A 12338-nucleotide genomic window follows, 5' to 3' on the forward strand; every position below is an offset into this window, starting at 1 on the left:
ACACAAATATGGACTTTCCCGTTACCCTTAGTATAGGAATAGGTGTGGGCGGCAAAACCATCGCCGAAAGTGAAGATTATGCTCAGGATGCTCTTAATCTGGCTCTGGGACGCGGCGGCGACCAAGCAGTGGTCAGGAATGTAAAGAATTTTGAGTATTACGGAGGAAAATCTCAGAGTGTTGAAAAGGGATATAAAGGGAAATCCAGAGTCATAGCACATGCTTTGAAACTATTGATGACACAGTCGTCGAAAATTTTTATAATGGGGCATGTTAATCCGGATCTGGATTGTTTTGGAGCCTCACTGGGGATATACAGAATTGCCAAAACTGTAGGCAAAGATGCGTATATTGTTCTCAATTCATACAATAATACTCTTTCTGATATTGTAAAAGATGCAAAAGAATCTGAGACTTATGAGTTTGTTACAACAGAGAAAGCTCTTTCCGCTGCGGACGGCACGGCTTTATGTGTGGTGGTGGATACTCACAGACCGACACTTGTTGAATCTATGGAACTTTTGGAAAAAGTCAACAGGACGGTGGTCATAGACCATCACAGAAGAACAGAAGGAAGCCTTCCCAATACCATATTATCCTATATGGAATCATATGCGTCGTCGGCTTCAGAACTGGTTTCCGAAATAGTCCAGTACGCCTGTGAGAAGAAGGTTCTGACAAAGCTGGAGGCGGATGCATTATTGGCAGGGATTATGGTGGATACTAACAGATTTGCAGTAAAAGCGGGCGTGCGTACCTTTGAGGCGGCTTCGTGGCTCAAGCGGGCAGGAGCAGATCTTGAGAATGTCAGAAGGTATTTTCAGACTGATGCAGAGAGTTTCCGTATTAGGGCAGCATGTATTGCCGGAGCCGAATTTTTTGATGGCGGCATAGCCATGTCTGTGTGCCCGGGACAGCATCATGATGCTCAAATCGTCAATTCCCAGGTGGCTGATGAATTACTTGCCATAAAAGGTATAAAAGCAAGCTTTGTAGCAGGAAAAAACCAGAAGGGAATTACAGTGGTAAGCGCCAGATCTCTGGGAGATATAAACGTGCAGGTGATTATGGAAGCTTTTGGCGGCGGCGGTCATTTTAATACAGCCGGAGCACAGTCGGAGCTTTCTCCTGATGAACTGCTGGAAAAAATAAGAGAAGTATTAGAAAAACAGATTTCGTGAGAACTTCACAATAGGAGGTTAAAATTATGATAGTTATACTGACAAAGGATGTTAAGGGAACAGGAAAAGCCGGAGAGGTCGTAAAAGTAAGCGACGGATATGCAAGAAATATGCTTTTGCCTAAAGGACTTGCCAAGGAGGCAACAGAAGGGAATATAAGAAATCTTGAAAAACAGAAAGCTATAGCCGCAGAAAAGCATAAAGAACAAAAGGCAGCTGCGCAGCAGCAGGCTAAGATCATAGAAAACATAACTTTGGAGATAAAGTCAAAGGGAGGAGAAACCGGTAAGCTCTTCGGATCAATAACATCTAAAGATATAGCAGAAGCACTGCTTAAGCAGGAGAATATAAAAATAGACAAAAAAAAGATAGAGTTATCAGGACCGATAAAACAGGCGGGAGAAACCGAAGTTAATATAAAGCTTTTTTCTGAGGTATCGGCAACGCTTAAGGTTAGGGTAACCGTTTAATTGTTGGAGAAGAATATGGAAGGAAGAATTCCTCCGCACAGTATAGAGGCGGAAAAATCTGTTCTTGGTGCAGCTTTGCTTTCAAAGGATGCTCTTTTTGATGTCGTCGAAGTGGTAAAAGCCGATGATTTTTACGATAATAATCATAAAGAGATATTTAAAGCTATGTTGGAGCTACACAGAAAAAATATTCCTGTAGATGCACTTACAGTATCAGAGGAACTTAAGAAAAAAAACAGTCTTAACATGGTGGGAGGCAGAGCTTATATCGCTTCTCTGTCCTCCGGAACTCCGACTACGTCAAATGCAATGGAATACGGTAAAATAGTTGCGGAAAAGGCGTCTATACGAAGGCTGATAGATACGGCAGACGATATAATGGCAAAAGGATACGAAGAAGCTATGGAAGCTGCTCAGATGCTGGATTATGCAGAGAGCGGTATCTTTGAAATATCACAATCCAGACAAAAGGGACAGTATGCCCATATTAAGGATGTGCTTCTGGAAAATATAGAGATAATAGATAAGGCCTCTCAGATGGACGGAGGACTCACCGGAATTACTACCGGATTTAAGTATCTTGATATAATGACATCAGGGCTTCAACGCTCGGATCTGATAATACTGGCGGCAAGACCGGCTATGGGGAAGACGGCTTTCGCTCTTTCTTTGGCTCTTAATGCAGCGGTAAAAGGAAAAGCATCTGTCATGGTATTCAGTATGGAGATGTCTAAGGAGCAGTTGGGGCAGAGACTTCTTTCCATGGAATCTAAAGTGCCTATGCAGAGCTTGAAAACCGGCAAACTGGAAAGAAGAGACTGGGATGATATTAATATAGCATTAGATGTATTGTCTAAAGCAAATATACATATAGATGACACTGCCGGAGTCAATATAATGGAGATGAAGAGCAAATGTAGAAGACTTAAGGCCGAGGAAGGTCTGGATCTTGTTGTAATAGACTATCTGCAGTTGATGAATCCTGAGGGAAAGGCGGATTCCAGAACTCAGGAAATTTCTGTGATATCCAGGAACTTAAAATTATTGGCAAGAGAGCTGGACTGTCCGGTTCTTGTGCTTTCACAGCTGTCAAGAGCCCCGGAGACGAGAACTGATCACAGACCTATGCTTTCCGACCTCAGAGAGTCAGGATCCATAGAGCAGGATGCCGATATAGTTGTATTTTTATACAGAGACGAGTACTATAATGAGGACTCGGAAGCTCACGGAGAGTGTGAAGTCATAATAGCCAAGCAGAGGAGCGGACCTACAGGAACCGTTAAAGTCACATGGCTGGATAAGCTTACAAAATTTGTGGACAGTATGGGCGGAAATAATATCCCCGGCTTTTGATTTGGAGGATAGATGGGCTTTAAAAGAGAAAAGAGAAAAGATTATTTTTTGCTGGATACCAGCGTGGAAAATATATTTATAAATGAATACATGGTTTCAGCTCCGGGCGAGTTTGTTAAGGTATATATGTTTGCCCATATGTATTCTTGCTTGGAGACGGATATTACCAATGAGGATATAGCAAAACATCTGGGTATAGACCATGAGGATGTTCTTAAGGCATGGACCTATTGGGAGCGCATGGGCGTAGTCAGGAAGATAAGGAATAATCCTGATGATAAGTTTGATTACGATATAGAGTTTATAAGCCTTAAAGAGCAGCTTTACGGTGAAAAGACAAAGGCGAAGAGTATAACTGTCGAAAGCAATGTTAATTCCCTTATGTCTGACAAAGAGATACAGAATATGTTCACGCAGATAGAAAAGATAGCAGGAAAAGTTATAAGTGGGACTGAGATGATGGAGATACTTTCTCTCATAAATGATTTTAATGCTGCGCCGGAAGTTATAGTATATGGATATTCTTATTGCGTGCAGAAAAAGAAAAAAAATATTAAATACATAACGGCGGTTATCAAAAAATGGGCAGAAGAAGGTCTGACGGATGTAATAGCCGTAGAAAAGCATCTGAGCGAGAATGATAAAAAGCATCATCTGTATAAAAGGGTATTTCAGGCATTGGGATTTGCCAGAAATGCTACGGAAGAAGAGAAGCGCATTATAGATACATGGTTTGAAACTATGGGGTTTTCTCTTGATAAAGTTCTTACGGCATGTAGTAAGACTTCAGGTATATCCAGTCCTAATATCAATTATGTTAACAAAATATTGATAAACTGGTATGAAGAGCAGAATGGCAAATCTTCCGGAGGGAATAAGGAGCTTACTACCGGTGATATAATGAAGTACTATGATGCTCTGGTACGAAAGGAAGAGGAAGAAGCTCAGCAGCGAAGGCAGCAGGTATACGAAAAAGTGCCGAGGATCAAAGAGATAGAAGATGAGATTAGTACTCAGAGTAAAGAGATTTCAAAAATAATAATTTCTGACAGGGCTGACAGAAAACAGGCTTTGGAAGAGATAAGAGGCAGGCTGGATTCTCTTAATATGGAGAAGGCATTTCTGCTTACGGATAACGGGTTTGAGATGGATTTTATGGATATAAGATACAGGTGTCCGAAATGTAAGGATACCGGAATGCTTGAAACAGGAGAGAAATGTCAATGTTTCCGAGAGATAACGAAGGAAAAGATAAGCTTAATGAATCAGTAACATCTTCAAAAGAACAGAAATCTGATAGGACTGAAAATAAAGCCATGAGTAGAGAAGAACTGTTTTCTCAGGATGAAGAAGCTAAAAAGATTTACGAAGACATCATGAGTCTGAGAAAAAGTGTTGAGGCTCTTAAGACAGATGATATGGATATTTTGCCCGATTCGGGCAGCAGTCGGCAAGAAAGTAAAGACATAGTCTTGGAAGATACTGAGGAGATCATTGCAGCAAAACAGGCGATAATAGAGCAAGCGAGAAGAGATGCAGAAGCTGAAAGAATTCAGAGAGAGGAAGCCCTCAAAAGAGAGCTTAAAAAGAAACAGGCTCAGCAGGAGATTCTGGAAGCTCAAAAACGTGCTGCGTTAATAGAAGAAGAAGCTGAAAAAAAACGTCGTCGAGCAGCAGAAGCTGAAAGACGTGCTAAGGCCATATCCAGAAAACAGGCGTTGGATGCTATGGAAGCTGAGATACAGGCAAAGAATAAGCAGCTTCGTGAAAATAATACAGCGTCAGAATCTGAAGCTACGCCGGAAGAAATCAGAGAGTTTTTTGATGAAGATAAACCAGAGGATCTGATGAAAGGCCTTGAAGAGGCCAAGAAGGAACTCCTTTCAGCACAGCAGCAGCAAGATGCAAAGATAGGGACTATTTCCCAGATGACAGAGAAACATACAGAAAAACTGGCGGCTGAGCAGCAGATAAAACTTACGCAGCAGCAGGAGCTTCTCAAAGAAGAGCAGGCTAAGCTTCAAGATCTTTTAGAGGCTCATAAGTCAGAGAGATTGGCTCGAGAAGAACGGGAAAAAAATGAGAGAGCTCTGAGAGAACAGAGAACAAAAGTAGAAAAACTTATAAAAGAAGAGAAAGCTAAAGCAGCCAGAGAAGAAAAATTAGCTAAGGCAAAGAAAAAAAGAGATGAGAAGATCCAGAGGATAGAAGCCAAAGAGCGTCATAAAAGAGAAAAACGGGAAGCTGCCGAAAGAGCTAAGCTCGAGAAGGAAAGACTGAAGCAGAAGAGTATTGCCGATGCAGAATTAGGCGGAGGCGTTGTAAATGTAAAAGGCATGCAGATCAATACAAAGATAAAGGATACTATGTCCATTTCTTTAAAAGATCTTCTGGGAGTCGCAGACAGAAAAGAGCGTAAAGAATCATCAGAAGCAAAAACTCAGCAGATGAGAGAGGAACGCGAAAAACGCCGGGAAGAGGCTAGGGAAGCGGTAGAGCTTTCTATGAAGCAGAAAATGCTTGATTATGAAAACAGCCCTTTGGGAAAAAGGATGAAAGGCCTTAAGACGTTCTGCGATAATCATAAAGCGCCGCTGCTTACATTGTTTTCTGTATTTATAATGCTTCTTGTAGGTGTTGCAGGTGTTTTCAATTACTGTACCGCATATGAATATTCTTATAACGGTAAGACTTTGGGACTGGTTAAGGAGAAAGATGAAGTCTTGAGGATTACTGATCTGGTTCAGGGCGCTTTGACAGAAGATAAGAATGTTGATGTAATAATTGATGCTAAAGATGATATAGAGTTTAAAAGAGTATCTGCTCTGGGTGATGTGGAAATAGACAATTCTGAAGAAGTTCTCAAAAGACTTTCATATATGGGTAATCTTAATGTGAAAGCTTACGGAATATATGTCAATGGAAAGAAGGTCGGAGCTGTAGAAAGTAAAGAAGCTGCGGCCGATGTAATGCAGGATATCAAAGACAGATATACAAGCGGCAGAGAAGGAGCCGAAATAGAAGAAGCTGTATTCATAGAAAAAGTAGATGTCAAGCAGAGCAATACAGATCTGGAAGATGTTCTTTCTGAAAAAGAGATGGTTGAAAAGCTTTGTACCAGCGGAGAGACAGAGAAGATGCATAAAGTTGTAGCAGGAGAAACTCTTGCGGATATCGCTAAACTTTATTCTATGACAGAAGAGGATATCCTTCAGGAAAACCCCAATGTAGATCAGAAAAAACTGGAAGTGGGCAGCGTACTGAAGATAAAGCAGCATGCGCCTCTTCTCACCGTGAAGATAACCGAGCTTGTGACTTATGAGAAGCAGATAGAATATGAGGTTGAGGAAAAAGATGATGCTGATTTGTATGAGGGATATACTGAAACTCATCAGAAGGGTGAAAATGGTCTCAGCGAGATAACCTCGAGAATCGTTCTGGTAAATGGCGAGGAAAAAGAAGAGACTCCTCTGGTAACTACGGTGAAGAAGGAACCTGTAACAGAGGTGATAATGGTGGGAACCAAAGAAAAGCCGCCTACTGTCGGGTCAGGCAAGTATATCTGGCCATTATCAGGGGGATATACTCTTACATCTAATTTTGGCTCCAGATGGGGCAGAAGCCATGAAGGCATAGATTTGGGATGTCCTGTAGGAAGTAATGTTTTAGCCGCTGATGGAGGTACGGTTACATATGCCGGATACAGCGGGGCGTATGGATATCTTGTCATCATAGACCATCAGAATGGTATGGAAACAAGATATGCTCATAACAGTTCACTTCTTGTAAGTAAAGGCGATAAAGTTTATCAGGGTCAGCATATTGCAGAATCAGGGAATACCGGCAGAAGTACAGGACCTCATTGCCATTTTGAAATAAGAGTTAATGGTGTGGCAAAGAATCCGATAAACTATCTACCGTAAATATTGGGAAAAATTTTATATGCAGATGATTTATAAAGAGCCGTTTATGCGGCTCTTTATATTTGTTTAGATATAATGCCGTACGCTGAAAAGAATTGATACTGCGTACTTTGTCATATGAATGGTTCTAACAGGCATACAACATAAATATATTTTAATATATACCGGCCCGCTGCAGATGGGACCGATTTTCTCAAAAGGAGGTATGCTTATGGAGAATCATACAGTCATGATAGATAACAGAGAGACCATCACAGTAACAGACATAAAGGAAATAGACAGCTTTGATGAAGATGAGGTGAGAGCAACTCTCAGCAAGGGCGCAATGATAGTGAAAGGTTCCAAACTCCATATTCAGATGTTGGATCTTAATGAAGGCCGCGCGGTAATAGTCGGCACCATAGATTCATTAATGTATGTAAAAGTAAGAGAAAAAGGAGAAAAGGGCTTTTTCGCCAAGCTTATGAAATGATGATAAAATTTACAGAGCTTATCGCACATCAAGCAGAAACCACGGCAGTAATGTTTTGTGCCGGCATTTTTACGGAAACTCTTTGGCAAATCAAAAAGAGGCTGCAGTATATAGCGACCGGACGTGGATTGCGGATCGTGGAGGAATTGATTTTCTGGGTGGCTTCGGGAGCTGCCCTTTCTGCATTTTTATATTACTGCGCTTTTGGAAAAATCACGTTTCATGCTGTTTTGGGCTTTTCGGCAGGACTGTTGTTGTGGAAAAAAATATGCTGTGTTATAATCAGGACATGGGTAAAAGACGACGCAGCAAAGAATTCAAAAATAACAGCCAAGTCATCGACATGGAACAAGCCAGGAGGCAGCGGCTGGAGAAAAGACGGGCGGAAAGGGAAAAAGAAGAAGCGAAAGCTAAGGAATCCGCCAGACAGAAGACAAGAGGAAAAATGGCTATCAGAAGAAACCGCAACAGACGGAGACTGATGATAGGCATTGTTGTTATGGTCATAATCGGGCTGATTTCATTTACTGTTATAAATATAATTTCTCTTAAGAAAGAGCAACATGATATGAAGGAGCAGAAACAGGAACTCCAGGATGAAAAAGAGCAGCTTGAAAAAGAGCTGGAGCAGGCTAATGATTTGAAAAATCTGGAAGAACAAGCTCGCGATCAGCTGAGACTGATAAAACCGGGAGAGACCATTTACATATTTCCTGATGATATAACAAAGCCGGACAAAGATGCAGAAGATACGGAGGAATAGGATAAATGACTTCGGATATGAAGATCAAAGAAATCATTATCGTCGAGGGACGTGATGACACGGCTGCCATTAAAAAAAGTGTAGATGCCGTCACAATAGAAACACATGGGTATGGTATAACAGAAAAGACCTGGTCTCTTATAGAGAAAGCGTATCGAGAAAAAGGAATAATAGTATTTACAGATCCCGATCACGCAGGAAGACAGATAAGACAGCGACTTATGAAGAGATTCCCCGATGCCAAAGAAGCGTTTTTAGACAGAAGTGACGCAGAAAAAAATGGAGACATAGGCATAGAAAATGCATCTTCGGAAAGTATAAGAAGCGCTCTTGAGAAGGCGCATTGTTTACTGGAGGAATCTGTAGGAGGACAGGAGTTTACCATTGATGATATGGTAGCGGCAGGTCTTGTGGGACAAGCGGATTCGGCGCTTAGAAGACAGTTTGCAGGCAAATCGCTTGGCATAGGATACAGTAACGGAAAAAGTTTTCTTCAGAAGCTGAATAAGTTTGGGATCACTAAAGAAGAACTTTATAAGGCTATCCGGGAGATATAGATGAAATTATATGCACCTTCTACAATACAGGATATAAAAGAACGACACGATTTTAAACTATCAAAAAGTTTAGGACAGAATTTCATAACAGACAGAAATGTGATAGAAAAGATCATAGACGGAGCGGAAATAAATTCCGACGATCTTGTGATCGAGATAGGTCCGGGAATAGGCGTTTTGACAGCTGCAGCTGCAGAATCAGCTGCGCGAGTTATCGCTGTGGAGATAGATAAAAAACTCATACCTATATTGTCCGAGACACTTGGCGGGTACGACAATATCAAGGTGATAAACAGAGATATCCTGAAGACAGATATAAATGAAATAATAAATGAAGAAAAAGAAGCCGGAACTTTCAGCGGCAGAGTCAAGATAATAGGAAATCTGCCGTATTATATTACTACGCCTATTATTATGAGTATTCTGGAAAGAGGCGTGTCTGTTGACAGCATAACGATAATGATGCAGAAAGAAGTAGCTGACAGGATAAAATCATCTCCGGGAGGGAAAACCTACGGGGCACTGTCTGTAGCAGTGCAATATTATTGCGATGTCCATCAGGTAACTTCTGTTCCCAAGGAAGTATTTGTTCCTCGGCCGAAGGTTGATTCCACAGTTTTGCAGCTTTCCGTAAGAAAAGAGAGGCCGGTGGATTTAATAAGCGAAAAGGTTTTTTTTTCCTGTATAAAGCATGGATTCGGGCAGAGAAGAAAAACACTTTTAAATTCTCTCACAGGAGTTTGCGGGCTGTCTAAAGATCAGATCAGAGAGATATTATCAGAAACAGGAATTGAGTTTAACAGAAGGGCAGAGACCCTGGATATAAAAGAATTTGCTGCCATCGCCAACAGCGTGGCTGCTTGTTATGGGAGATAAGACAGATGGAGAAACTGAAAGCGTTTTACAATAAATATCTGAAAAATTATATCGTATTGCTGTTTGTTACAGCAGTGGTCTTAAATCTTATTATAGAAACTCTTGCAAGGCATTCTCTTATAAGCAGCATTGCCTTTATGATACAGAGTCCTTTGGTATTTTTATGCAACGTATTAATGATATGGGCGGTTATATCTTTGGCATTGCTTTTTAGGAGAAGAGTTTTTGCCATGTGTATGCTGTCTTTGATATGGCTTACGCTGGGGATAGTAAACGGAGTGATATTGTCTAACAGAATGACGCCGTTTACTGTATATGATCTGAAAAGTTTGGAAGATGGGCTATCCATTGTTTCCAATTATTTTTCCGTGACGACTTTGGTGCTGGCTATAGCAGGGGTACTGGCCTTAGTTCTTGCAATAATATTTTTATACAGAAAAGCCCCAAAGCTTAAGAATAAAGTGAATTATAAAAAGGCAATCGCAGCTATAGCAATAATTGCCATTGGTACTTTCGGAGCTTTTCAGCTGGCTATAAGAACAGGAGTACTGGATACTTTCTTTGGAAATCTCGCTTATGGATACAGAGATAATGGAGTGCCTTACTGTTTTCTTGTGACATGGATGGATAAGGGGGTAAGCAAACCATCAGGATATTCTGAAAATCAGATAAAGAGTATTTTTGAGGACGGTGAATTAGGAGATGACAATATATATACGCCGGGAGAAGATGATAATACGGACGTGAAAAGCAAACCTAATATTTTATTTCTGCAACTTGAATCTTTCATCGACCCTACTTTGGTAGAAGGGCTTGAATATTCAAAGGATCCTATACCTAATTACAGGCAGCTTATGAAAGAATATTCTTCAGGATATCTGACAGTACCCGCTGTAGGAGCAGGTACTGCTAATGTGGAATTTGAAGTTATGACGGGCATCAGCGTTAAGTTTTTTGGACCCGGGGAATATCCATATAAGGAAATATTGAGAAAGACAACGTGTGAGACTACGCCTAATGATCTGAAAACTCTGGGATATTCGTCTCATGCTATACATAATCACAGAGGTGTCTTCTACGGAAGAAATAAAGTATTTTCAAATATGGGGTTTGATACTTTTACAAGTTTGGAATATATGAATAATGTTATGAAGACTCCTAAGAACTGGGCAAAAGATTCTATCCTTACAGAACAGATAATGGATGCTCTTGAAAGTACGGACGGATCAGATTATATATATACTATTTCGGTTCAAGGTCACGGAAAGTATCCGACGGAACAGGTAATAGAAGATCCTGCTGTTACAGTTACCAAGGCTGAATCAGAAGAACAGAAGTGGACATATGAGTATTATGCTAATCAGGTATACGAGATGGATTTATTCGTCAAAGAATTGACTGATACTTTGGCTAATTATGATGAAGATGTTATTCTGGTAATGTATGGAGATCATCTTCCGGCACTGGATATGACGGAAGATATGATGAAAAACGGTTCTTTGTATCAGACTCAGTATATAATATGGAATAACTTCGGCATGGAAAAAGAAGATCAGGATCTGTATGCATACAACTTGACATCGGAAGTTTTAGACAGACTCGGCATATCAGTGGGAATGATAAATAAATATCAACAAAGTCATAAAGATGATAATGATTATCTGAGCGGTCTTGAATCTCTGGCCTATGATATGTTGTATGGCAAGCAGTATATTTATGGAGGAAAAAATCCATATAAGGCTACAAATCTCAAGATGGGTGTTAAGGATATCAAAATAGATGAAATAGTTAAGATCGGAGAAAATTATTATATCAAGGGGCAGAATTTCACTGAATACAGTAAAGTGTCCCTGGATGGAGAGATATTGAGTACGGTATATCTGGGACCTACTATACTGGCTTTGAAGGAGGAAGTTGATCCTGAAGATGTTTCAAAGATGAAGATAAGTCAGGTCGAAAAAAATAAGGAGATTCTGAGTACAACGGAATAAAGCAAATGGAAAGAATAAAAGTTTTTGCCATAAATACAAGTCCCCGAAAAGGGCGAAATACAGAACAGCTTCTTGATGAGGTATTGGCAGGCTGCCTTTCGATGAATACAGACGGCGGAGTTCATGTCAGTACGAAGCTGATGGGAGTATGTGATGCGGCTGCTGAAAATTTTAAAATGTGCAGAGGCTGCTGGGCCTGCGCCAAGACAGGACAATGTGTCTGCGGAGATGATTTCATAAAAGATGTTTATGATGAAATAGAAACTGCAGATATTGTGATATTCGGCGTACCGGTATATTTTTACAGCGTTTCCGCTCAGTGTAAGGCTATAATGGACAGAGCGCTGGCATATATGCCGGTTGGGGATGGAAAGATTACTGTGTCAGCTATCACCTGCGGAAGTGCAGGTGTTGTCAGTACTTTGCAGGCAATGCAGAGTTTTTACAGCTGTCATAATTTTATTGACGCCGGATGGGTCGCCACTTACGGAAAAACATCAGATAAGGAGAAGGGAAAGGCTGTAGCGTATGATTTGGGAAGAAAAGCGGTTAGGCTTGCTTCTGTTGTTAAATCTGCAGTCAATGGTGCTGAGGAACGGGGAGATGATGCGATGTTGAAAGATCTGAAACATGGAAATCATTTTGCTTATGGAACGCATACTTTTTAGATTATAAAAAGAATATAAATCAAAAGGCAGGTTTTTCCTGCCTTTTGATTTAGTATCGCAAAATTATTTTATGTACCACTGGAT

At 40.6% G+C, this 12338-nt stretch carries 12 protein-coding genes; all 12 read left to right on the plus strand.

Annotation, left to right across the window (positions count from 1 at the left end):
* A partial coding sequence (locus ACLR96_RS09430; RefSeq protein ID WP_412265757.1) for a DHH family phosphoesterase occupies positions 1-1181 on the plus strand: 1181 nt, incomplete at its 5' end.
* Positions 1182-1207: 26 nt separating this feature from the next.
* On the plus strand, positions 1208-1651 hold the full coding sequence (gene rplI, locus ACLR96_RS09435) for a 50S ribosomal protein L9 (protein ID WP_177268109.1): 444 nt from the start codon (positions 1208-1210) through the stop codon (positions 1649-1651).
* 15 nt (positions 1652-1666) lie between these two features.
* Positions 1667-3004, plus strand: coding sequence for a replicative DNA helicase (gene dnaB, locus ACLR96_RS09440; RefSeq protein WP_177268107.1), 1338 nt, complete (start codon positions 1667-1669; stop codon positions 3002-3004).
* Positions 3005-3016: 12 nt separating this feature from the next.
* A complete protein-coding gene (locus tag ACLR96_RS09445; protein ID WP_177268105.1) occupies positions 3017-4276 on the plus strand; it encodes a DnaD domain protein in 1260 nt (419 codons plus the stop codon).
* Complete coding sequence (locus ACLR96_RS09450; RefSeq protein ID WP_177268103.1) at positions 4228-6927, plus strand: peptidoglycan DD-metalloendopeptidase family protein; 2700 nt, start codon at positions 4228-4230, stop codon at positions 6925-6927. Before ACLR96_RS09445 ends, ACLR96_RS09450 begins: the two co-directional genes overlap by 49 nt.
* A gap of 211 nt (positions 6928-7138) precedes the next feature.
* Positions 7139-7399 carry a YabP/YqfC family sporulation protein gene (locus ACLR96_RS09455; RefSeq protein WP_177268101.1) on the plus strand — a complete coding sequence of 87 codons (261 nt, stop codon included), beginning with the start codon at positions 7139-7141 and terminating at the stop codon, positions 7397-7399.
* Positions 7396-7881, plus strand: a complete 486-nt coding sequence (gene yabQ / locus ACLR96_RS09460; RefSeq protein WP_177268099.1) for a spore cortex biosynthesis protein YabQ — start codon at positions 7396-7398, stop codon at positions 7879-7881. The genes ACLR96_RS09455 and yabQ overlap by 4 nt, the downstream gene beginning before the upstream one ends.
* Positions 7845-8162: an FtsB family cell division protein gene (locus tag ACLR96_RS09465; RefSeq protein ID WP_177268097.1), complete on the plus strand. Its 318-nt coding sequence runs from the start codon at positions 7845-7847 to the stop codon at positions 8160-8162. Before yabQ ends, ACLR96_RS09465 begins: the two co-directional genes overlap by 37 nt.
* 5 nt (positions 8163-8167) lie before the next feature.
* Positions 8168-8719: a ribonuclease M5 gene (rnmV, locus tag ACLR96_RS09470; RefSeq protein WP_243206885.1), complete on the plus strand. Its 552-nt coding sequence runs from the start codon at positions 8168-8170 to the stop codon at positions 8717-8719.
* On the plus strand, positions 8720-9595 hold the full coding sequence (gene rsmA / locus ACLR96_RS09475; RefSeq protein WP_177268095.1) for a 16S rRNA (adenine(1518)-N(6)/adenine(1519)-N(6))-dimethyltransferase RsmA: 876 nt from the start codon (positions 8720-8722) through the stop codon (positions 9593-9595).
* A gap of 5 nt (positions 9596-9600) precedes the next feature.
* The gene (locus ACLR96_RS09480; protein WP_177268093.1) at positions 9601-11586 is read left to right on the plus strand and encodes an LTA synthase family protein; all 1986 of its coding nucleotides are present in this window, start codon (positions 9601-9603) and stop codon (positions 11584-11586) included.
* 5 nt (positions 11587-11591) lie between these two features.
* Positions 11592-12254, plus strand: coding sequence for an NAD(P)H-dependent oxidoreductase (locus ACLR96_RS09485; protein ID WP_177268091.1), 663 nt, complete (start codon positions 11592-11594; stop codon positions 12252-12254).
* Positions 12255-12338 lie beyond the last annotated feature (84 nt).

This window comes from Lentihominibacter sp. (genome assembly GCF_046951855.1).
Taxonomy (GTDB): domain Bacteria; phylum Bacillota; class Clostridia; order Peptostreptococcales; family Anaerovoracaceae; genus Lentihominibacter; species Lentihominibacter hominis.

Coding starts and splice junctions, on each gene's coding strand:
- rplI (WP_177268109.1), top strand. CDS start 1,208: ATGATAGTTATACTGACAAAGGATGTTAAGGGAACAGGAAAAGCCGGA.
- dnaB (WP_177268107.1), top strand. CDS start 1,667: ATGGAAGGAAGAATTCCTCCGCACAGTATAGAGGCGGAAAAATCTGTT.
- ACLR96_RS09445 (WP_177268105.1), top strand. CDS start 3,017: ATGGGCTTTAAAAGAGAAAAGAGAAAAGATTATTTTTTGCTGGATACC.
- ACLR96_RS09450 (WP_177268103.1), top strand. CDS start 4,228: ATGTTTCCGAGAGATAACGAAGGAAAAGATAAGCTTAATGAATCAGTA.
- ACLR96_RS09455 (WP_177268101.1), top strand. CDS start 7,139: ATGGAGAATCATACAGTCATGATAGATAACAGAGAGACCATCACAGTA.
- yabQ (WP_177268099.1), top strand. CDS start 7,396: ATGATGATAAAATTTACAGAGCTTATCGCACATCAAGCAGAAACCACG.
- ACLR96_RS09465 (WP_177268097.1), top strand. CDS start 7,845: ATGGCTATCAGAAGAAACCGCAACAGACGGAGACTGATGATAGGCATT.
- rnmV (WP_243206885.1), top strand. CDS start 8,168: ATGACTTCGGATATGAAGATCAAAGAAATCATTATCGTCGAGGGACGT.
- rsmA (WP_177268095.1), top strand. CDS start 8,720: ATGAAATTATATGCACCTTCTACAATACAGGATATAAAAGAACGACAC.
- ACLR96_RS09480 (WP_177268093.1), top strand. CDS start 9,601: ATGGAGAAACTGAAAGCGTTTTACAATAAATATCTGAAAAATTATATC.
- ACLR96_RS09485 (WP_177268091.1), top strand. CDS start 11,592: ATGGAAAGAATAAAAGTTTTTGCCATAAATACAAGTCCCCGAAAAGGG.